The sequence below is a fragment of the Serratia sp. TSA_105.2 genome, from assembly GCF_052692115.1.
The window spans coordinates 49,667-70,266 of sequence record NZ_JBQZFT010000002.1; the positions used below are offsets into that span (position 1 = coordinate 49,667).

The following is a 20,600-nucleotide window of genomic DNA, read 5'->3' on the forward strand; positions in this document are numbered from 1 at the left end:
TAGGTATAAAAAAAGCCCTGACGGGCGGGCATGCATTACGAAGAGATCACTTGCCGGTAACGCGCACCAGGCCGCGGTGATCGATAGGCGCCACACCGGCATCGATGCGCACTTTGGTGGTGACGCCGTCGGACTCGAAGCCCTGTTGCTGGTCGATATACGGTGTATCAACCCCGTTCAGGTAAGCTACCTCGATGGTGTCCGTGCCTTTGGCTGCCGCCAGATACCAGTCGGACGAGCTCGCATCGTCCAGGCGCGGTTCGGCGATCACCGTCGCAAAGTCCTTGACCGGGTTGATGATGCCGGCATTGACATCGGCACCCTTGACGCTGGCCGAACGGATCACCTGGTTGGCCGTCGATTCCAGTGCAGTAGGCACCAACATAAAGGCCGGACGAATATTTAAATGTCGCTCGCCCTCTTTCTGGCGACGCATCAACTGTCGCGCCTTGTCAATGGTGGCCACATCAACCACGCCGCTACTGATATTGTCGTGCTTCGCATCAAACAGCGGCAGGCCGTCCGTACTCAGTTTGGGGTTGCTGACGAGCATGTCATAAACCAAATCGGCAATCGTGGCCTTGGCCGCACGCCCCAACTTCATCGGCACATCGGTGAGCATGCTCAGATCGTCATTAATGATCGCCTGGCGGGTAATGCTGAACAACTCGCCGTAGGTTGCCAGCGCAATCGTTGCCTGCTTGTCCGTGGTAGTAACATATTTGTACTCAGCCCCTTCACGAACTTTTCGCAGCGAAGGGAAACCGCCCAGGCCCACGCGATGCGCAGTTTTAAAATCTGACAGCTGCCCTTTCTTGGTCCATAGCTCGAACGTTTCAGGCGCATCCTCCCAGCCCTGCAGGATGGATTTGTTCGCCACATCGATCAGAATATTGCCGAAGTCTGATGTGCTGTGAGTGAAGGCCAGACCAACCATTTGCATCGGGTTATAGCTCGCAATACCGATGCCGCGTTCAGTCAGGGACATACGGGCCAGCTCACGCAGGGTCATAGCGTTGTAGGGGTTGCTGCGTTCGCCTTCACTGTAGCCCGCCCGCGCCATCAGGGATGCACGCACGCCGTCCCCCACAATGTTGCCGTTGCCGGCGTAGATATGCGCGTTCGGCTTATTCACCGGGGAGGTAGTGGTATCCACCGGCGTAATTTGGCTTGCCAACACTTCCAGCAACGAATCCTTGGCCTGCTCGAAGGAGCAATTCACGTCCCCGACGCACTTCACCATCAGCTCGGTGTGGCTTGGCCCGAGCCGGTTAAACAGCGTAGTGATCTGCTCCACACGCTGACGCTGAGATTCACGCTCCTGGGCTCGGATAGCCGTTTCATCGACGGCCTGCGGCGCTGGATGAGATACTGTCGAAGCCGCCGGTACGGGCTGCTGCGTGGTGCTTGCCTGTGGCTGCACGATCATGTTTTTGATGCTGTTAGGCATATGTTCAAATTCCTCTATACGTTTTGATTGGATCTGCGCCATAGCCTTGACGGGCGACAGCACCTTATCGGCAAAGCCCTGCGCAACACATTCGCTGCCGGACATCCAGGTTTCATCAGCAAGTAGCGCCGTTATCTCCTCTGGCGACTTGCCGGTTTTTTCGGCATAGGCCGGAATAAGGACGGTTTCCATCTTTTCAAGCAGTTCAGCGTAGTTACGCATGTCGTCGGCGTCGCCGCCGGCGATCCCCCAGGGCCGATGAACCATCATCATGGCGTTTTCGGGCATAATGATAGGGTTGCCAACCATCGCGATAACCGAAGCCATGGAAGCGGCCAGGCCGTCAATGTAGACCGTTTTGCTCGCAGAATGATTCTTGAGCAGGTTGTAGATGGCTATGCCGTCAAAAACATCGCCTCCCGGTGAGTGAATATGCAGGTTGATGTGACTAACCGGCCCCAGCGCCGCCAAATCTTCGGCAAACTGACGAGCAGTGATACCCCAAAAGCCAATTTCGTCATAAATACTGATATCGGCCGTGTTTTGCGAACTGGCCCGAATACTGAACCAGCTTTTACCGTCCCCGCCCCTCGCGGTTGCGACCGCTTTCGGTCGTTGTGTTATCGTCGTTGTTATCGTCGTTGTTGTCGGCATGAGCCGCTCCTTTGTCATTAGCCGGATCGGTGTCAAACACCAATGCCTGCGCACGGTTATCGTCAATTTCTGCCTTGCGGCGCCGTTTTACCTCTGCAGGGTTGCCACCTCGCGCACGGATCCACTCACTTTCCGTTGCCGAACCACCGCGGATCATTACCCGCCAGGCATTCGCCTCTTTCAGCGGGTCGATCCAGGGCATCACGGGGCCACTGTAGACAGCGTTGTAGAGGGTGTCGGTATCAATATCTGCCGGCACCCGAATGGCGCCGGTCGAAATAGCCGCATCCAGCCAACGGCGATACAGCGGGCGGGTAACTTGAGCGATAAAGGCATCCTGCAAGATCCCGTACCCTTCCTGCGCCTCCACCAACTCCTGACGCTGGGCACTATAGGTGCCGTCGTAATTTCGCGAGATTGAAGAAAAACTGACGCGCGTACCGGCAGCAATGGCGCGCAGCTGCCCCATTCTGAACGACTCCAGCCCAGTATTAGGCCGGTCTGATTTGACCATGCCCACCTTCTCACCTGGCCGGAGACCGTCGAAGAGCATGCCAGGTTCGAAATCCAGCTCGCGTGGACCGTCTTCTGCCGCTTTATCTTCATAGTTGAGCGCATCCCCCTTGATGACATACATTCCCAGCGATGCTGCAATGCGTGCGGAAATGCGCTCGCTGTCCTCATAATCCTTGAGATCGGCAATGCGAATGATGGCCCCCGAAAGCAGGGTCACGCCACGCAGTTGGTGCAGGCGACGGGTAAACTTGAGGTGCAACATCTGCCCAGCATCCACCTTATCGTACAGCCCGGCTGACATCCCCTCAGAAGGCAGGCTGCGATAGACCATATAGCGGAGTGGCCGTTTCCAGGCATCCAACTCAATGCCCTGAACCACACCTTGATCGGGTGCTGTGAGATTATCGGGTACGAAGTCAGGCTCCAGAGCCTCAATCCAAAAGGGGATACCCCGCTCTTTTTTTAACCCCGCCCCTTTTCCGACAAACACGCGGGCGAAAACTTCACCGTCTCGCAGCCAGGTTCGAAGCAACAGTCGTTCAAGCACTGGGCGGGTATATTGGCCGGTAACATCGGGAGAGACCGACCACTCTGCCCATGCGCTTCGGATCTGATCAGCCAGCGACTTATCGAGCTCTCCTGCGCGTGTCAGCGGCTGCGGCTCAACGATGATGCCTTTCGCCCCGATGATGCGTTCCTCAAGCTTGTCCAACGCACCAATCACCAAATCGTGATTGCTGTCCAAAAACCGTGCCTGCTCACGCAATGAACGGCCACCATACTGCGTCAGCTGATTGGGTGAGCGCGTTTCACGCCTGGCCTTGTGGGTCCGGGTCGGCATCACCGCTTCATAGGCGCGGATCATGGCGCGCGACCGAAGTCGGGCAGCTTTCCAGCCCGGTGAAAACGCACCAATAAGATTGTCCAATACGCTCATTTGAACCTCGCCAGTGAATAAAGAGAACGCGAACCAGCGCCATTCAGCTGTGCCAGGCGGCTTTCAATTTCCTGCCTGCCCTTGCGGATCTCGCTTAAATTTTCCATGGTCATTGACTGACCGTTCAGCATGACCGACTTCCCATCCAGCACGGCTTCCTCTGCGTCGTAATACTTTTCGACCAGACGCTCCAGTCGCTCCCGTCTCATAACCAACCTCCACCACCGCTCCACGCGGACGGCTTTTTGCGTTTTTCTTTTTTCAACGCGCTTTCCCGGCCCTCGCGTTGTTCATCAGCTCTAGTGGGCATCGGCAAAGGCTCGCCCTGTTCGGGCAAACGAGCCCAGGCGGGCGGCTTATCCCAGTCAATATTTTCATACCCCTGCAGAATGGCCAGGGCATGCGCATAGACCAACAGGTCGAACGCCTCGTTGGCGCCACGCCCAGGCTTCACCCAGCGTCCATCGGGCTGACGCTCTTCATAGGTCAACTCGTCGTAGAAGCTCGGTGGCAGCCAGTCAGGAAAATGCACATAATTGGGTCCTGGCACATCGCGCTCAAGCGCAGCGGCAACCCGGTCTTTCAACTCATTGGTCTGCAGCAGGTGTAGTGGTACATCACCCCGAGCCCTGGCTCGCCGATCGGAGCGTTCTGTGTTGTCGGGGTGACTGCAGGTGATGAGCTTGCCACGTGAAAAACTGTCTCCCTTAAAGAGAAACACCCGCTTGCCCAGGCCGTCCCGCCGGCACTGGCGCCAAAATCGGTACGCGTTATCCGTCACGCCGTCTTCACCGCCGGAGTCAACGGCCATCGCCAGAATGCCCATGGTGATGTGCGGGTCGCTGGCCAACCGATAGGTTTTATTCAGTACGTCCGCGCGCAGCAGTTCCCAGTCTTCAATAAAAGCCGCCGGGTTGATGCGCTGGCTTTCGCCATGGTCATCAGTGCGCAACGATTGGCAAAGTTCGAAACGGTCAACCACCCATCGCTCCCCTTTGGCGCCATATCCGGTTATCTGCACGACAAAACGGCGCTTGCTTCCCCCCTGCACATCCACCGTCGCCACCAGGAAACGCACGCCGGCCGGCACCAGCCGCTTGCCCAGCGGTTCAGCACGCGCCATCAGCACATCACCCTGCCGCTGTTCCTGAGAGCGTCTCGGCAAATAAGGCAATCCCCAGTCCGTATTGATAATGGCTTTGAGGGTCTCTTCACTGCCGGTACGTTCATATTCCTGCTCGGCGGTCAGCAGTTTATAAACCAGCTGCGCCCAGGTTTGGTACGCGGCCGCCGGGCCTTCCATCCAGAAACTGGCAATGCGCGAACGCCGGGGCTCACCGGTAATCACACCCTTGCGATCAATTTGTTGCCCCTCAACCAACCAGATACCCCGGTTATTAAGCTCACGTTTTTGATCTGCCGTAATCTTGCCGCTGCAATGCGGGCAACACAGATGCGCGGACTCACTGGCCTCTACCGGATCGGCGATGTCGCGATATCCGGCCATGTTTTCCATCGCCGGCTGAAAATACTCACCACAATGCGGGCACGGCCAATACCAGCGACGGCGATCGCCGCGGTTATAGAGCGATAAGATACCTGTGGTGGGTGGCGCCTCATGAGGTGCTGACCTGCGCCATTTGGAATCGGTAATTTCCCGGCCAGGAGAGCTTTCCACCAGCGTCATGCCGGCGGACATAAAAGTCGTGGTACGTTTTGACGCCAGCGAGAAACCATCGCCCTCGCCATCGATATCTTCGGGAAAACGATCATAGTCCGTCAGGGCAACCCGTTTATAGTCCGATGAAGAAAAAACTGTGATGGACGGCCAGCCGATCTTCAGAAAAGAACCATCGCGAAACAATTTATCGTGAACGTTGTTGTCATTCCTTAACGGGCTTAGCCGCTTTTTAACTTCAGAACTGTGAGCGAACGTTCGTGACAGGCGGGTGCGGGAGTGTTCACGGGCTTTGGTTTCCGTCATTTGCACCACCAGCATGTCAGCAGGATCACAAACGATGCCATAAACAATCCACCCGTCGATCAGGCCAAGCGTTTTTCCTGTCCGGGCTGGCCCTGCGAAAACAACAGCATCATAAGCTCGTTCTGCCAACGTGTTCATTGGCTCAATCATGTAGGGCGTCAGCGTAGATTCCCATGGAATTGAGTTGCCGGCGCCACGCGGAACACGCATATAGCGCCTGACGGCATCAGCGACCGGCATTCTCATTGGTGGGCGGAGCAATTGAGAAACCTCCATGCGGATCGCCTCTGCAGAGCCATACTCCAGCTTACTCATTTTCAACATCCTCCTGAACGCTGACGGCATGAGCCAATAGCTCGCGGATTTCGTCCACAACCGACTGAGCTTCAGTTATTTGATCTGGCGTCCACCCTCTGTCTCGCTCCAATTTGTCGGGCCAGGTCTCAAGCGCCTGTGTTACGGCTTTCATTACCGCCGCCATCTGATACCTCACATCAGAAGCGGGGATCACCTGGCGCATCTCTTTTTCCAACCATAGGCGCCCCTTCTCGGAATCAAACCAATCCTTACGCTCTTTCGGCGTCATTTTGTCCGGGTCTTGGTGCTCAGCAGATGGGGAGGCCGGGGCGTCCATCAAAATGCGAATGACGTCTGTGATCTGATACAGCTTTTTCTTTTCGTTACTGCCTTCGGCAAGTGGCACATCAGCAAGGCGGCTCGCCACTGTCTGTCGATGTAACCCGGTCATGGCAGCCAACTGATTGATGTTGCATTTTAGATTTTTCAGTTCGCCGTCCATCCATTCACCTTTCCGGGCTGATTTTCTGCGCGCTCCCTTCCCAGGCAGGCCATGATGACGAACAAAAAACAATCAATTCATCATCTTTAAAAAAATGAAGACTAAAAAACAATAAGTTGCATGATGATGATGACGCATGAAAATCGAAAAATGTGCCGTTTCCCGCGAGGTCGCCGCCCCGTGGCTGGGGTACCCCCTCGGGAGTACCTTTTGGCTATACTGCGCGTGAGTTGGAGCCTGTCATCGCCGCGTGCTGAACCTTACGCTGTGGGCGCCATCATCACACCAGCGAGTCACGACGGCGCAGAGAGGTGATGCCTGCCATGCAGTGGTCAATGCCGGCTTCGATTCCCAAGAGTCGGCGCTCGAGGGCCTGATCTTTCTCTGCTTCCTTTTGCTTAGCGGCAGCCAGTCGCTTATCTGTTTCCGCTGCGGAGGCAGCCATCTCCTGTGCCCGCTCAAGCATTGAACGAGCAGCTTCTGACGCTGCCTTCATACCGGCTTCGATTGCTAATGGGTCGCGCGCACCCGTCAGCACAGCGTTTTTGATGGTCGCTGGCTTGATGTAGAATTTTCCGGGCTCAACGTTGAAAGCCGTTGCGAAGTATTTGTGGCCATTAATCCGATCACACAGCTCAGCGATGCGCTCAAGCTGGGCTTCAAGTTTATCCAGGTGAGCGGTATCGACGCTGACGTTCAATGTGACAGAATTATTATTGGTGCTCATTTAGCATATTCCTCTAAAAAATCTGGATTTCTTCGCTGGATTACATCAAGTTTTGCTCTGCAAATCAGCCACTTTAAAGAATAATATTCCAATACCTACAGTAGCTGTATGCTTGTCCACTTCGATAACACCCAAATGAGAGTTATAATCATTTGGCAATTACTTCTTAGCGGCAGTGATTGTTCTCTGACTAGCAGGAGGTACTGCATGGACAATCTCGAATTAATAGCACCATGCCTTACCCTCATTGCTTTAGCCTTGTATCTCTATCGATACAGGTGATTCCAAAGGTAAGTCATACAATACAGTCACATTTAGCCCTCTTGCTTCCTGGCCTGAGGGCATTTTTTTATTCCCGACGTTATAGAAAAGCCAGCAGCCTGCCGGTGCGCTGGGTGCGCGGTAGGTGCAGGGTGATGGCTTTGGTTACTGCTCATTACGCAGCGCCAGAATAGACGCTCTGTGATGGGCAATAAAAAACCCGCCGAAGCGGGTTCAGTCATTGGGAGATAGGGCTGCTCATTTTAAAACGAATGGTAATCTCCAGGTTATTATATGGTTTATTTTTTTCGAACCGCCATTTTGACATCGCCATAATAAGCGCATTCTCGAACAAACCCCGAGGGCTGGATTCTATGATTCTTATCTCACTGACTTTTCCATCTTTATCAACGTCATATTTTACCTTTGCATATCCCTCTATTTTATTGTCATAAGCATAAATTGGGTATACAGGATTCACTCTGGATATAGGCTTCGGTTTAGGCCCTTTAGTTACACAAGCGTTGAGGGAGAAGACCATTAGTATGGTGAATAAAAACTTGAGCATGACAAAATCCTTTTGAAAAAGTATAGCAGTTGCCCCGCTCACAAATGATAATGATTTTCAATGCGTACGCAATTGTTATTCAATCACTTTAATCTAGTGGTAACTTGCCGCCAGGCGTTAAGCGTCTCTACCTGGCCGGCGCAGATTGATAACGCTGTTTGAAGCGCCAGCGCATGACTGCCAATGTCGCCCCAGGTTTCACCCTGCATTTTTGGTTGCTCGCAGGGGGTGAACACCGACTCAGGGGGAAACAGCACGAGCGGCGCCGGCGTCTGAGGTGTCCGTTCCACGCAGGAGGTCAAGCACAGCGGCAGGAGCAGCGCGCCGACTACACTCGTCATTCTTGGTTGCTTCACGATATTTCCTCTGGTAGCGTTCGCCCTGCTGGCGCAGCTGCTGCTCTCTCCGTTGCTGTTCGGCCATTAGCGAGTTATTCCGGGCGGCGTTCTCGCGTAATGCCGTTATCAGTGACTGCTGCTGCGCCAGCGTCTTTTCCTGCTGCTCAACAGTGCTCGCCAGCTTCTCCGACTTTCCCTGATAATAGCTGGCTACCCAGCAGACAGCCATGACAGCCACCAGCAGTACTCCTGCAATTATCGCGGTCGCTCGATTCATGATAGAAGCAACCCCACAGCCAGGAAGAAAGGCCATGCGTCAACTCCAGCCAAGGCCATAAAACCGGCAAAGAAAAAACAGATACAGTTCATTTATCCAGCCCCCAGCATGCCAGCTCGGCTTCCTGGTCGCGCCGCAGGATCTGTCCGTAACAATTGTTGGAGCGGATGCGGCAATCTCGGCCAGCGTCGTATATCCAACGGCGGATTTCGCGGCAAGCGCCAATGCGGTCGCCGGCGTTCAACTTTTTGTAAAAGGTGGAGGTGAAGCATTTCCCGGGGCCGATGTTCCACGGGCAGAACGAGGCGATACCGACCTTTTGCGGTTCGGTCAGCGTTACCTTGACGTTGCGGTCTACCCAGTCGAGCGCCTTTTTCTGCTCGACTGCATCAATCTGCTTGCACTGCTCAGCGGTGAGGCGCTGGCCCTTAACGACCCTTTGGCCGTTGACCATCGTCACACCGCCGCAAATTGTCCAGATGCCGACACCGTCCTGGTATGCAGTCAGGCGCTGACCTTCTTTTTCTTCCTGAAACTGCGACATCATCACCGGGGCCGATGCGCCGGCGGCGATCAGCGCCAACATTACAGCGCTGAGTTTTGATTTGTTCCCCATCACTCACGCTCCAGCATTTCAAGCTCTTCCGTGTCGATCGTCTCCGTGCGTTTTTTTATCCAATCACGCAGAAGCCGCTCGCGCCGGCAGCGGAAGTAAGTACCAAGGGCAATACCAAACGCAGAGCAGAACATGCCGAAGATAACGCCGAGAATGATCCATTCGCTCTGTGAGAAATAATTAATGATGCCGAGGACGAATGACACTGCGCTACCAGTGTGCACGGCTCCATCGGCTGCTCTGATTAGCATTCGTGACATCCTTACCTCCCGCCGGGCGGTTGGCGCTCATGAAACAGAAAAGGCCACGCGTTAGCGCAGCCTAGAAATAGGTGCCAGATGACGTCTGGCAGCGTATTACCGCATCTGGTATCGTTGAATCGCGACAAACAACATTTCAAACGCGGAGAATTTGACTATGTCAAGTAGCACCCGTCGGCAGGTCAATGACCATATGCCACCGGATTTAGCAAAAAAGATTGCAGAAAACACTAATCAACAATCATCGCCTCCACCAGCAAAAAGTCAGGACGGGGGCGCAAAACCTAAACAGTGAGGTAGTTATGAGCCGAGAAGACATGCTGTACCAGATCCTTTATTCGCACCGTCTGGAAAAAATGTTCAGTACACTGACAGGCCGTATTGACAAAGGTTTGTCGTTTTTACTGATACTTCTCGGCTCAAGTGTTATTGCTGGCTTTGGCTACCCAGTAGTAGTAGGTCTCGCTATCGCAGGGATTTCTGCTTTCAAAATGGCTTTTCACTTTGAGGCAGCTGCTGAACATTCTCGCAAACAGGCAGCAAGCTATCTTAATCTATTCAATACCCAACACCTGATGGAGGATGATTCTGATCTTCTCGGCGCTATAACAAAAGTCCAAGATGATGATCATGCCCCTTGGGCTATTCTCACCTACCCCGCGATGATCGCGACCCAGATTGAGCTTGGTAGAACACCTTCATCTAAGTTATCACTTACCGAAAAATTATTTGCTCGAGCAAGTGGAGCGAACATCAGGATACGATCAGCATAATTGTCTTCAGGGGATCTCCACCAGCGGCTGAAATCTGCCCCACCTGAATGCAAAAGCCCCGGCAGTTAGCCAGGGCTTGAATTGTGTGATGCCGGAAGTCGCCGTTCTGCTGTCCCCATACGCGCCAGCTTAAAGGGTTTCGATGTTGCCGATTCGACCGGACTGCCATCTTGTTCTTCATCACAACGGAAAGAGCACTCCGCTCAACCGCAACGTTACCGCCCGTCTCGCCGCAAATGCTCTTATCGTTGGGTGCCGGTCTTTCCCGGTAGTCAATTCACATCAGAGGGGCGCACTCAAAATCCCAGGTGAAGGATTCGATAGTGCATATCAAACTGAATGCGCCCTTCTGTTGTGTTAGTGAAACTCCCAGTTGTTAGTCAGTACTTTATAGGTCATGGGGAACTAAACAGCTACAACTTGTTAATTTGCACTTGAAGGCGATCCAACTCTTGTTGTATAGATTTCCGTTCTTCAATTGTCCGATTCGGTTCCCAAACCTCATTGCGAAGTTGGTCAATTCGAGTCTGTAGTTTTATCCTCTCTTGATTCTTTGCCTGCTCAACCGTAACGCTATTACTTACCGAGCGACTAACAGCAGCGCTTTTAGCCTGAAGTTCACTTATAGGATCAGCGTGACCACAAATTGGCGCAATACAAAACAGAGAAAAAAAAAACAGTTCTTAATCTCACGATGCTTTCCTCCATGAAATGGACAGCGTAAGCAACAAAACATCTACAGATGGAGCGGTCAGCGGGGATCGAACCCGCACCGTCAGCTTAGAAGGCTGATGCTCTATCCAGATGAGCTAGTGGCGGTTTGGTGGCCCTTGCTGGGCTTGAACCAGCGACCAATCAGTTATGAGCCGACTGCTCTAACCAACTGAGCTAAAGGGCCTAAGTGCCAGAACAGCAGGCTTGCCCTACTCAACGCAAAATGCAATCTCTGCAACAAGAAAATGCCCACCGTTCCGGCGCAATAAATTTACTTCATTGCCAAACTCGTTTCAAGAAATGCCTCTACCAAAACAAATGCGTTCTTTATGTTTCAATATCTGGTACATAACCACAGATACTCACATGCATAAATTCATGCTCGCAAACGGCATTCGCACTTTTGATAAGAGCCAGGCTCCCCAGCACCACAGACATTACGATTACAATCGCCAGCCATCCCTTAAACATTATCCCTCCTTTCACTATATGAAAAGGAGTGTACGGATTAAAAATCAAACAACAGGTTAACGACCAATAAAAAGCCCCGCCATTGCTGGCAGGGTCTGAAATTTATCTAGTGTGTCACACACGCGACTTCCCACTATTTGAGGAATTTACGCCAACTTTATGCAAAATGCAATATCCTGTTTAAAAAATGTCGGCATCCGTGCCAAACGTGCTTCACTTTGTTATTTTGTTGAATACGGACGCGGCCACGCCCTCCTCAATGTCGCATTTCGCCACCAGCGCCTCATAGAACGGCTTCCAGTTACGTGACCATGATGATTGCGTCAGCTCAGGGAGGAGCGCTGTAATCGCCTTGTAGGCCACAGACGAGGGCATGCGACTGAAGCCTTTTCCGCCACAGCGTTCGCAGCCCTTGATGACCGGTGCGCCGCTGGCTTTGGTTGCCACTCGGTCGAGCGCCTTGCCCGTCCCCTTGCAGTTCCGGCAGCGTTTATGGATTTTCCCCTTGCCGTTACAGGTCTGGCATAACTCGCGCACCACCTGGCGCTTCGTTGTCGGCGGTATTTTCTCTTCGCCATCCATACCGACATAGCCCGGGTAGGTCACGACATCACGCTCAACCTCCACCAGCCCCTCGCCGTGACAGTCGTGACAGGTCACGCTGGCGCCGGCGGAGTGCGCGTATTCCTCGTAGGCCAGCGCGGCCAGAATTTGCATACAGCGAGCCATACGACGGCCGGCGACTTTCCCGACGTGCTTCGGAGCCTTGCGCATAGCGTACTGGGTCAGCTCTGCAACGGCCCTTTCGCGGTCTTCGCTGCTAATCCCTGTTTTACCCAGGAACGCCGCCATCCCAAAGCGGGCTTTTGATTCCGCAAGCCCCAGCGCCGCCATAACATCGGTACCGGTGATGCGATCTGCCGATGTGCACGTGGGTGAATCAGAAATAGCCAAACCCTGCGGGCTGAAGTGCTTTAACGCCGCTTCCAGTCTCATTTTTTTCCACCTTTCACGTAATGAAATCAACGCACCAATTATTGCATAATTTGCAACATAACTCACTTCATTGCATTTTATGAAACAACGTCACTGCAGACGCTATACGTCCCCGTGAGCACCAATCAGATTCAAGTAAACAGCGTCACTGTCGGCACCGTAGCTCCCCTGGTGGCGCTCGCTTTGCAGATACCATTTCAGCACCGCCAATGCTTCTCGCTGGTCTTTCGGACGCAGGGTTTCCAGCTTTTTATCCAACCACGCCTCTCTGTCTGCAATAGGTCCATCGCCATCGTCATAGCCACCAGGATCAATTTCTTTTCTTGCTGCGCTTCGCATACGGTATAACCAGCTCCAATACTCAAACTCGCGCACGACATCGGACAATGTGTAAGGGTTCGGTAAAACATCCGCAAATCCCTTCGATGCCGTTTTGCGTACGTCCCAGGCTTCAAGTATGCGATTTCCGCTAATGCTGCCCCGTTGCCGCTCATCGTCAGACCATCCATAACATTCGTCATCGTAAATCTCGCCGCATTCAGCCAACATTCGCCGCTCAGCCTCGGTCGGCTCCATTGCCGCCTCATAGCTGCCAAACGCACCCCGCGCAGCCAACGCATTCTCACGCTGTCGCTTGGCCCCCTCGATATAATGTTGTGGGTTGTCCATCCACATGGTGGAAAATACTGATGTCCAGCCGGCCCCTTGCGCCTGCAGGTGTCGCGTGTAGTTTTCCTGCGCCTGCTTCGGCGTGATGGTCAGCTTTTTCAAGGCATCTTCTGCTGCGGCAATGTGTGCCGGCTCACCGGTCTTGATGACTTCCAGCACCCACAAATAGGCATCGGTCTGTTTATCGCCCGTAATTGTGCGCTGAGGCGGTAATAGCTTGGGCACCGCCACAGCCGTGCTGTATTTCTTCTCTGGAATGGTGAAGAGCACCCGGTGTTCAGGGTTATCACGGAACAGCCCCGACCGGCGGCAGGTGGTCTTTACCGTGTTGAGATTCACGCCGGTAAGACGTGAGATGGTTTTATACCCCTTGCCTTCTCGCTTAAGGCGCAGGATTTCGGCTTTCTGGTCTTTCATGCGTTGCACACCCTATGTTCAGCTTGTCAGGGGCGGCCAGATGACCGCCCTTCTCGTTATTGACTCTGGCGCTTGCCGCCACTGCGTACCGTACGGGCGCTGATGACCGAGTCCGCCAGCACCTGATACCCGGTGTTCGTCTGTCCTTCGCCGCCGGTCCATTGACTGATATTCAGGGTTCCCGAGACACTGATAAGGTCGCCCTTGCTGTGTTTCGCCAGGAAATCCGCCTGTTTTCCAAAAGCCGTTACCGCCAGCCAGAATGTCGCTTGCCCCTCTTCGGCACCGTGACACGGCAGTGGTACGGCCATTCTGCCCAATGCCATCGAGTGCCCGTTGCTGGTGGTTTTGGTTTGCACATCGGCCACCAGCCGGCCATGTGCTGCGATATGTGCCGTCATTACATGTCCTCCTCGGTGTCGTCAGGCATCATCAGCACCACAAAGCGCGGCTGCTTGCCGTCAATCCTCAGTGTCTTTTTGGTCATCCCCTTGGCCGGTTTATCCAGCATGCCGGCATCGGCCAGCGCCTGAGCAAACGCGACAGGGTTGGCGCCGGCGGCAATCTCATCGCGGAACACCGACGGGTAAGTATGAAATATCAGCGTCTCAAGCCCTGGACGTTCTTCCCGATACCCGGCCAAATCCCGGATTGGCAAATCGCGAGGGTCAGTGTGTGGATGCGGCAAATAGCGGCTGTAACCGAAGCGCTGCAAGAAGGCTTCCGCCTGTTCTACCCAGGCCTTGGCCTCACGATTCCCCATGCCGAACTCATTGACCCAGGCGTTAAAGCTGTGCTGCAGCGCGTCGCGGCTTTCCTGCTCACTCCAACCCGTGAGCGTTTTCGACAGGATAAGCGCCCCTTCCAATACGGCAAAACGTGACGCCACCCGCCGAACCTGTTCGCTCGCTTCTTCGGGCAATAATCCCAACCACCGGCGCTCGGCAGCACGCACCGCATCAATAGCCGTCTTCTTCTGGCCGGCAAGCTGGTTTATCCACTCACGCCCCACAACGCCATAGTTCTGTTTGCAGGCGTCACGCATTGCATCAGCATGTGTTTTGCCGTCGGCGTAGCCGTGGTACTGCGTTGCCTTGGTAATGGGCACATTGAGCAGCCGCACCAGTTGCCCGGCGTTGATCTTCCCCCCGTCGGCACGAATGTAGCTTTCAAGGTCAATTTCACCGGTACTGAACGCCATTGCTCGCCAGCGTTTGATATCCCGGTTACCGCCCTCCTTGGCGCCCTGAATCTTGCCCACGCCGTTGAAGAGCGCATAGGCCGCCTCCGCAACTGCCTTGCGGTTACTGCCCTGGCCAATTTCATCCAGCGGCATAAATCCGTCGTTGTGCGCCGCCGCTTCGTTCACCAAGCCTAGTGCCGTTGAGTACCAGGTGAGTTTCAACGCATCGGGCTCACCGTAGACGGTACTGGCAGCGTTGCCGGTGGTGGTTTTCCCTGCCGACGAACCGCCGAACAGGTGCACCCCGAAACCGTCCGCGCCGGCGATGCCAATCAGCGGCGCAGCCAATGCGCAAGCAATACCGAGCATCATCGACGGGTTACCCTTCGCCAGCCTGGCCACGCTATTACGCCAGCTATCAACCGTTCCCTTGACGGTATATCCCCGGGCAGCAGCAGAGCGTCCATTGAACAGCACCGGCTTTTCAGGCGTGCCCAACACTTCCCCGTCGGGCATGATGTAGGCGCCACTCTGCCAGCCGCTGGCGCTGGCAATCGCCCACATGTCACGTTTGCCACTGCGCTGCAGATGATCGGCAAGAATGGCACGCAGACCGCTTTTCGAAGTGATCAGCATGCCGCCGGCCTTGAGTTTGGCCCAGCCGTCACGCTCCCCGATATCGCGCAAGGGAACCGCTTCGGTGCGTCGTTCATCGCTGCCCTCCGGCGTCCAGGCGAGAATGAGATAACGCTCCGAATCATCCTCGCCCACGCCCACCACCTCGACAAACGACGAGAGCCACACCTCTTTTTCAATTACCTCCCCACTGTCCTTGTCCAGCTTGGGCTCCACCCAGTACAGACCGCCACGGCGCCCGTCGATATAAGGCTTTAGGTCGTCTTTCGTTGGACGGCTGTCCGCAGCGGTGATCTGAATACCTGCCGGCTGATACAAGCCATTGACGAAATCCTGTCGGGCAATATCAACGCCATGCAACTGCCGGTGGTCGTCCCAATCGGCTTTTACCTCCCCTGGCGGGAGCGTGATCCAACCATCAACGGCTTTGGCCGCTTTCTCTGCCGCCAATTTGCCTGTGTTAACGCGAGGTTTGCCCTGCTCATCAACTTCACCCGGCGCGTGCCAGTCATTGTCACCGGCGATAATGATCCGCGCTGCCGGGTATGCTTCACGAAACGCCTGCGCCACCGGCAGCAGGTTCCCGGCGTCAATCGCGGCGACATGCGACACTTCAGGCATCAGTAACGCCGCTGTAACGCTGGTGGCGTTACCTTCAGCGATCACAACCGTTTCAATCGCATCGGGTAGTGGCCACGGCGAAATAAACGCGCCTTTCTTTTTGGTGCCGGCCAGCAGACGTTTTTCGCCTGTCGGTTTGATGATCTGCGCGCCGGTAACCGCCCCAGCTATCGACCGCAAAACCAGCACCATCGAGCCATCGTCCAGCAGGGCTTCAAAGGGGCTTGGAAGCCCCTTGTTGGCGAGATAAAGCGCATCACCCGGATGGGTTTTCAACAGCAATTCAGCGACACGGTCTGCGATCGCCTTCTGGTCCCTGTCCTCACGGGCAGGTTTGACGGGCGACGGCGTGACAATTGCTGGCGTTTGCGTTGAACGGTCACCGATACCCAGTACCCCGGCCACCATTTCGGCGGCTTCGGTGATGCCGATACGGTGCCTACACGCTACCAGGTCAAGGCCATCACCATGATTCGGCGCATCACACTGACGGCAATGCCACTCGCCGCCGTCGTGATCGTCGATAAAGTGAAACCGGTCAGTACCGCCACAAACAGGGCACGGCCCATGCCCATCACGGGCAGGAACATCAACGCCACACTGTGGTAAAAGCTGGGACCATCCCCCCGTTGACTGGCGTTTTACCTCTCGGATCAGGTCGATGTTACGCATGGAAGTTACCCCCGCGCTTGGCAACCGAATCACCCATGTCTGCTCGCATGGACGTCCAAAGCTCCATGCCTCGCTCGGTCAGCTCCCCCTCAACAACACACTGCGCCAGCCATTTGATAGCGACGCCCTCCCACTGCGGCGCTACCTCCTTCAGAGCCGCCAGAAAACCTGCATCCACCAGCTCCCGCATGCCGCTGACGCCGCCGATAACCGCCACATGGATTTCCTGTCCATCAGCATCGACTGTGAACCAATCACCGCCGTTCTGTTGGCGAATAAGGTTGAAGATGGCCGTTGAAAACTGGTTTGCCAGCGCATTCAGGCGAAAATTCTTGGTTAAAGGTTTCATCTTTCCTCCTCAGTGCGCCGTTGGAGTCTTCGGTAAACCTTCACGGTTCATCTGTTCAATAAAGCTATCGTGCAAATCGGCCAGGATTTCCCGACCGGCGTCCGACAATCCGTGATCTTCACCCGCCATCATCATGTAGAACTCGATGGCATTGTTAACGCCTTGCTCGCGGCCATAACGCTCAATGAGCGCCCCTTCAATGTTATTTGCCATGGCCAGTCGTTCCGCCATGGGGTAAAGGTTCATACCGCCATGCTTGCCGACATAAAGCGCACAATCCTTAAACTCACCGGGTCGCCACTCCACGCGTGCCGATCCGTTTTTCTCATGCTGTTCACGGATAAACGCCGTTGCTATCAGCCAGCGCCATAGCAGCAACCGTTCTTCGTCCGTCGCAGCCTCATTTGTGTCCTTTGGCTTTTTCCCCCAGGCCTTGAGAATGTCGAACGACAGCTTGATTTCATCCTCCCATTCACCGGCGTCCAGGCGGCGCATAACGTCAGCAAACGGCACCAGGTCTACCTGCTCGAATACCCCTTCATGGTTGCAACGCAGAATGCGGACACCGTCTGACGTAGCTTCTGCGCGGTATTTACCGACAATTTCATTTTTCCCGAAGGCGGCATGAATAATATTTTCCATTAGTACATCTCCAGACCGAGGGTATTGTCCTGCGGGTTCTTTAATGCCATTTCCACCGCATTGCTCATTAGCGATGCCATAAACTCGATGCCTTCCGGTGATAATTTGCTGTTATCTTTATTCAGCATGCCGGCATAGGTCGATGCCAGCAGCTTGAGGCTGTTCGCCTGCCCGTACTTTTTGAAGCACTCCACCTCAAAACAGTCTGTCAGGCAGCGGTGCACGGCCTCTGCACTCAGTTCGCCCAGGATGACCTGCTGGCGGTTTACCGTTACAGAGAACACCGGGTGTCCGCCGCTGCGGCGCTTGCAATAATCCACAAACGCCTCGGCAATGTGCTTGCGATTTAATTCAATTGAGCGATTCATATTCCATCCTTACCGAATTCCGGCCGAGTGAAGCCCCCGACCGGCGTCGGTATTAAATTTATTGATAGCGATTAATTAATGCTGGACGTTAGCGTTTCTTTTTCTGCTCACGCTCGCCAATATTAAAGTTTGCGGTTTCCGCATTCGTTTTCAGTGCGGCGGCAATTCCCGGCAAATGCATTAACATTTCGCCCAAACTACGCAAATCCTCTCGCGCATCTGATTCCGAATAATTTTCACTGTCACACGCCCAGAAAGCCAAATTACCGATCGCGCCCAGCCCTGAAATGATGCCCTCATAGGCCGCGTCAGAGTGCTGGCGGATGTAGAAAAGCGCATCGGTATCTTCTTCCTGCATAGTCGCCTGAGTTAATACCTGCTCAATATGGCTCATGCCTCACCTCCGAAGATTTTGCGCAGATCGACGCCATACACATCCAACCACGCGCCCGCCGGCCAGGACTTGACGCTGCCGTAGCGAGGGTCGGGCACATCCACAGCAGTTACACCGCGTTCCTTGCACCATTTACGCAGGGCTGCAAACTTAAACTCACCACCGGTTTTCTTCTCTACCTTGGTGATCGTCGCATGCTTCACGCTTTCGCCCAGGCGCTCCTCAAGGTTTCGGCATTTGCGGTTGGCCGCGCTGAGTTTACCAAGGGCTGAGGCTTCACGTTTGCGGCTGATTTGTGACTTGGTGCGTTCGGCATGGTCTGCGCGCTCTTTTTCTGCCAGCCGACCTTTTTCGGACTCAATGGCCAGTTGCAGGATCTCCAACTTCGACAAGTCGGCTGGAGCCGGCAGCACATCACGACGAGTGAAGTAGAACTCGACCATTTCGTCGTAGTAGCTCCACGCCTGATCGGTTTCCAACATCTTCGCGTGGTTGGCGGCACCGCGTTCAGTCCAGAGGCGAAGACGTGGCGTGCGTTTATCAACTACCCCTCTTAAAGAGGGTAAGTTCTTCAGGGACTGAAGCTCTTCGCCCTCAACATCGAAATAGTGCTTACCTTCGATAAAGCGATTTTGGTTTCGCGAGAAGTTGTTGCTGATCATTTTCTCGGTTGCGCCATACCCCGCCGCTAGCTGCTCGGTAGTTACCACACGCAGACCGCGATACTCGATGATCTGCAGGTCTTTAGGCTCAACGGCCATCAATTCGGTTTTCTTAGCCATTGCACACCCCCTGTTCATTTTTCACCGTTGGTTGTTCACCGAGATCCAGCGCGTTAGCTGCCCGTTGAGTGAAATCCTCGGCCACATCCACCAGCGACATAACGTATTTCTGCATATGCTTGTCCTGTGCGTTGATAATGAGCTGCGCACAGCTCAGCAGATCCAGCGACCGCTGCAGGTGCAGCAGCACATCCTCATTCACCTGGTAGGTGTAGGTCTTATTCATCGTCTGCCTCCACACAGCGTCGGGCTGTCAATTCGATGATGTCCAAAAGCTCAAAGCACAGGCTTTTTTCCTTATCGTTCGCGGAAAGGTAACCGGCAGCAGCGGCCAAAGCCTGTATTTTGGCGAGCGCATCCAACGTATCGAGCGAACCAACGTTACGCATTTTTCTTCTCCCGGCGACGCAGCTCTTCCTGCAACCAAATGGCGGGCCCGTTAACCAGGTCAATCGCGAGCGTGACGAGCGTATTCATGTCCGTAATATCGAGATCGTCAGCGCCGATATTCATCGCTACCAACAACGCGTTTAGCTGATCGGCCTGTCGGCTAATCTCTGGCAATGAAGTTCCATGCGACATGAGCAGCCTCCTCGGCAGTAGCATGACTTTTCGTGACGTCGGCGTTATTCGGCGTGACATGCCACCCGGCGCGCTGAGCCAGTTCGATGAAAGCCTCTACCGAACAGCAGAAATGATGCTCGGGGATCGGCAGGTTCGATGTGATGACGCCGTTCTCCACGTACAACATCACGCGGCCTGTGGTGCCAGGGTAAACGCCAAGCAAGGTCAGTATTTCAGGGGAAATGTTATGCATGAGCCACCTCCGGCGCTGCCTGGCGCTGCTCGTAAACCCACATAAAGCCGTCGTCAGTGGAGAAGATTTGCAGGCGACAAGGCGCAGCCGTGCGGATTTGAGCGGCAAAGGTCAGCGTCCAGCGAGGGAATTTGGCACGAGCGTCATCTTCACTATCGGCCTCAGCACGAAGCACCGTCGGTGTGGAGTCGGGAAATTCGTTAGGGGTGCCCAAGAACAGGTATACAAATTTAGGGCGAGTTTGGGTATCATGTAAACATGCCATATCGTTATCCTTAGTAACGGTTTGGTTAGACGCCTCAGTAGTGTTCCCGCACTCTGGGGCGTTGCCATTTTGGTACCCTGACATAATCAAGGTGCTATTCACTTTATGGCTAGGTGAATAGCACGTCAAGCATTGAACAGCTCTTTTTTTTGCGTATACTGAATCGCACCTATTACCGAGGAGTCCAGAAATGGCAACGGGTTCAATAAACAACAAGTCAAAACAAGTGAATGTCAGAGTTCCACATGAAGTGCTACAAGAAATCGAATCAGTAAAAGATGATAGCGAAAGCACCGCTGCTTTTTTTGTTAACGCTGCGATCGGTGAGATCAAACGTCGGCAACGGAAAAAAGCCAAGGAATCACCAGAGGGCTGACCTACGAAAGTTTCGTAGTGCCGATCCTGCGGTTCTGCAATATACTGATAGAGCTTCTGATTGAGAAA

At 54.2% G+C, this 20,600-nt stretch carries 28 protein-coding genes and 1 tRNA gene; 2 read left to right on the forward strand and 27 right to left on the reverse strand.

Going from position 1 to position 20,600, the window contains the following annotated elements:
* Positions 1–46: 46 nt before the first annotated feature.
* The 11 genes from ACUTSC_RS06565 to ACUTSC_RS06615 all read right to left on the reverse strand — a co-directional run bounded on the left by ACUTSC_RS06565 (position 47) and on the right by ACUTSC_RS06615 (position 9,378).
* Positions 47–2,104, reverse strand: a complete 2,058-nt coding sequence (locus ACUTSC_RS06565; protein WP_445653202.1) for a ClpP-like prohead protease/major capsid protein fusion protein — start codon at positions 2,102–2,104, stop codon at positions 47–49.
* Entirely contained in the window at positions 2,025–3,557 is a 1,533-nt protein-coding gene (locus ACUTSC_RS06570; protein WP_445653203.1) for a phage portal protein, read from the reverse strand. Before ACUTSC_RS06570 ends, ACUTSC_RS06565 begins: the two co-directional genes overlap by 80 nt.
* Complete coding sequence (locus tag ACUTSC_RS06575) at positions 3,554–3,766, reverse strand: hypothetical protein (protein ID WP_063991046.1); 213 nt, start codon at positions 3,764–3,766, stop codon at positions 3,554–3,556. The genes ACUTSC_RS06570 and ACUTSC_RS06575 overlap by 4 nt, the downstream gene beginning before the upstream one ends.
* Positions 3,763–5,856 carry a phage terminase large subunit family protein gene (locus ACUTSC_RS06580; RefSeq protein WP_445653204.1) on the reverse strand — a complete coding sequence of 698 codons (2,094 nt, stop codon included), beginning with the start codon at positions 5,854–5,856 and terminating at the stop codon, positions 3,763–3,765. The genes ACUTSC_RS06575 and ACUTSC_RS06580 overlap by 4 nt, the downstream gene beginning before the upstream one ends.
* Positions 5,849–6,340, reverse strand: coding sequence for a DUF1441 family protein (locus tag ACUTSC_RS06585; protein ID WP_063991044.1), 492 nt, complete (start codon positions 6,338–6,340; stop codon positions 5,849–5,851). Before ACUTSC_RS06585 ends, ACUTSC_RS06580 begins: the two co-directional genes overlap by 8 nt.
* Before the next feature lie 280 nt (positions 6,341–6,620).
* Positions 6,621–7,067: a hypothetical protein gene (locus tag ACUTSC_RS06590; RefSeq protein WP_445653205.1), complete on the reverse strand. Its 447-nt coding sequence runs from the start codon at positions 7,065–7,067 to the stop codon at positions 6,621–6,623.
* Between the two features lie 499 nt (positions 7,068–7,566).
* On the reverse strand, positions 7,567–7,896 hold the full coding sequence (locus ACUTSC_RS06595; protein WP_445653206.1) for a TonB family protein: 330 nt from the start codon (positions 7,894–7,896) through the stop codon (positions 7,567–7,569).
* An 83-nt stretch (positions 7,897–7,979) separates the two neighbouring features.
* Complete coding sequence (gene lysC / locus ACUTSC_RS06600; protein WP_445653207.1) at positions 7,980–8,237, reverse strand: Rz1-like lysis system protein LysC; 258 nt, start codon at positions 8,235–8,237, stop codon at positions 7,980–7,982.
* The gene (locus tag ACUTSC_RS06605; protein ID WP_445653208.1) at positions 8,137–8,547 is read right to left on the reverse strand and encodes a hypothetical protein; all 411 of its coding nucleotides are present in this window, start codon (positions 8,545–8,547) and stop codon (positions 8,137–8,139) included. Before ACUTSC_RS06605 ends, lysC begins: the two co-directional genes overlap by 101 nt.
* Positions 8,548–8,599: 52 nt before the next feature.
* Positions 8,600–9,127, reverse strand: a complete 528-nt coding sequence (locus ACUTSC_RS06610) for a lysozyme (protein WP_445653324.1) — start codon at positions 9,125–9,127, stop codon at positions 8,600–8,602.
* Positions 9,127–9,378: a phage holin family protein gene (locus tag ACUTSC_RS06615; RefSeq protein WP_223182091.1), complete on the reverse strand. Its 252-nt coding sequence runs from the start codon at positions 9,376–9,378 to the stop codon at positions 9,127–9,129. The genes ACUTSC_RS06610 and ACUTSC_RS06615 overlap by 1 nt, the downstream gene beginning before the upstream one ends.
* Before the next feature lie 311 nt (positions 9,379–9,689).
* Between ACUTSC_RS06615 and ACUTSC_RS06620 the strand changes: the two genes are divergently transcribed.
* The gene (locus tag ACUTSC_RS06620; RefSeq protein WP_445653209.1) at positions 9,690–10,160 is read left to right on the forward strand and encodes a hypothetical protein; all 471 of its coding nucleotides are present in this window, start codon (positions 9,690–9,692) and stop codon (positions 10,158–10,160) included.
* A gap of 821 nt (positions 10,161–10,981) precedes the next feature.
* On the opposite strand, the gene ACUTSC_RS06625 is transcribed toward ACUTSC_RS06620, so the two are convergent.
* From ACUTSC_RS06625 to ACUTSC_RS06700, 16 genes are all read right to left on the reverse strand, one after another.
* Positions 10,982–11,058: transfer RNA gene (locus ACUTSC_RS06625), tRNA-Ile, on the reverse strand.
* 143 nt (positions 11,059–11,201) lie between these two features.
* Positions 11,202–11,345: a hypothetical protein gene (locus ACUTSC_RS06630; RefSeq protein WP_154806004.1), complete on the reverse strand. Its 144-nt coding sequence runs from the start codon at positions 11,343–11,345 to the stop codon at positions 11,202–11,204.
* Between the two features lie 213 nt (positions 11,346–11,558).
* Positions 11,559–12,341, reverse strand: a complete 783-nt coding sequence (locus tag ACUTSC_RS06635; RefSeq protein ID WP_445653210.1) for an antitermination protein Q — start codon at positions 12,339–12,341, stop codon at positions 11,559–11,561.
* 102 nt (positions 12,342–12,443) lie between these two features.
* On the reverse strand, positions 12,444–13,427 hold the full coding sequence (locus tag ACUTSC_RS06640; RefSeq protein ID WP_445653211.1) for a hypothetical protein: 984 nt from the start codon (positions 13,425–13,427) through the stop codon (positions 12,444–12,446).
* Between the two features lie 56 nt (positions 13,428–13,483).
* Positions 13,484–13,828, reverse strand: a complete 345-nt coding sequence (locus tag ACUTSC_RS06645; protein ID WP_445653212.1) for a single-stranded DNA-binding protein — start codon at positions 13,826–13,828, stop codon at positions 13,484–13,486.
* On the reverse strand, positions 13,828–16,539 hold the full coding sequence (locus ACUTSC_RS06650; RefSeq protein ID WP_445653213.1) for a DUF927 domain-containing protein: 2,712 nt from the start codon (positions 16,537–16,539) through the stop codon (positions 13,828–13,830). The genes ACUTSC_RS06645 and ACUTSC_RS06650 overlap by 1 nt, the downstream gene beginning before the upstream one ends.
* Entirely contained in the window at positions 16,532–16,888 is a 357-nt protein-coding gene (locus ACUTSC_RS06655; RefSeq protein WP_445653214.1) for a hypothetical protein, read from the reverse strand. Before ACUTSC_RS06655 ends, ACUTSC_RS06650 begins: the two co-directional genes overlap by 8 nt.
* Positions 16,889–16,897: 9 nt before the next feature.
* Complete coding sequence (locus ACUTSC_RS06660) at positions 16,898–17,530, reverse strand: hypothetical protein (protein WP_445653215.1); 633 nt, start codon at positions 17,528–17,530, stop codon at positions 16,898–16,900.
* A complete protein-coding gene (locus tag ACUTSC_RS06665) occupies positions 17,530–17,898 on the reverse strand; it encodes a hypothetical protein (RefSeq protein WP_063991032.1) in 369 nt (122 codons plus the stop codon). Before ACUTSC_RS06665 ends, ACUTSC_RS06660 begins: the two co-directional genes overlap by 1 nt.
* Before the next feature lie 88 nt (positions 17,899–17,986).
* A complete protein-coding gene (locus tag ACUTSC_RS06670) occupies positions 17,987–18,292 on the reverse strand; it encodes a hypothetical protein (protein WP_445653216.1) in 306 nt (101 codons plus the stop codon).
* Positions 18,289–19,074 (reverse strand): ORF6N domain-containing protein, encoded by a 786-nt coding sequence (locus ACUTSC_RS06675; RefSeq protein ID WP_445653217.1) that lies wholly within the window; start codon positions 19,072–19,074, stop codon positions 18,289–18,291. Before ACUTSC_RS06675 ends, ACUTSC_RS06670 begins: the two co-directional genes overlap by 4 nt.
* A complete protein-coding gene (locus ACUTSC_RS06680; protein WP_197822887.1) occupies positions 19,067–19,300 on the reverse strand; it encodes a hypothetical protein in 234 nt (77 codons plus the stop codon). Before ACUTSC_RS06680 ends, ACUTSC_RS06675 begins: the two co-directional genes overlap by 8 nt.
* On the reverse strand, positions 19,293–19,463 hold the full coding sequence (locus ACUTSC_RS06685; RefSeq protein ID WP_172837493.1) for a hypothetical protein: 171 nt from the start codon (positions 19,461–19,463) through the stop codon (positions 19,293–19,295). The genes ACUTSC_RS06680 and ACUTSC_RS06685 overlap by 8 nt, the downstream gene beginning before the upstream one ends.
* Entirely contained in the window at positions 19,456–19,656 is a 201-nt protein-coding gene (locus ACUTSC_RS06690) for a hypothetical protein (protein WP_445653218.1), read from the reverse strand. The genes ACUTSC_RS06685 and ACUTSC_RS06690 overlap by 8 nt, the downstream gene beginning before the upstream one ends.
* Entirely contained in the window at positions 19,625–19,891 is a 267-nt protein-coding gene (locus tag ACUTSC_RS06695; RefSeq protein ID WP_445653219.1) for a hypothetical protein, read from the reverse strand. The genes ACUTSC_RS06690 and ACUTSC_RS06695 overlap by 32 nt, the downstream gene beginning before the upstream one ends.
* Positions 19,884–20,240 (reverse strand): host cell division inhibitor Icd-like protein, encoded by a 357-nt coding sequence (locus tag ACUTSC_RS06700; RefSeq protein ID WP_445653220.1) that lies wholly within the window; start codon positions 20,238–20,240, stop codon positions 19,884–19,886. The genes ACUTSC_RS06695 and ACUTSC_RS06700 overlap by 8 nt, the downstream gene beginning before the upstream one ends.
* 106 nt (positions 20,241–20,346) lie before the next feature.
* Here ACUTSC_RS06700 and ACUTSC_RS06705 point away from each other — a divergent pair, with 106 nt between their 5' ends.
* Positions 20,347–20,532: a YlcI/YnfO family protein gene (locus ACUTSC_RS06705; protein ID WP_399587689.1), complete on the forward strand. Its 186-nt coding sequence runs from the start codon at positions 20,347–20,349 to the stop codon at positions 20,530–20,532.
* The last annotated feature ends 68 nt before the right edge of the window (positions 20,533–20,600 follow it).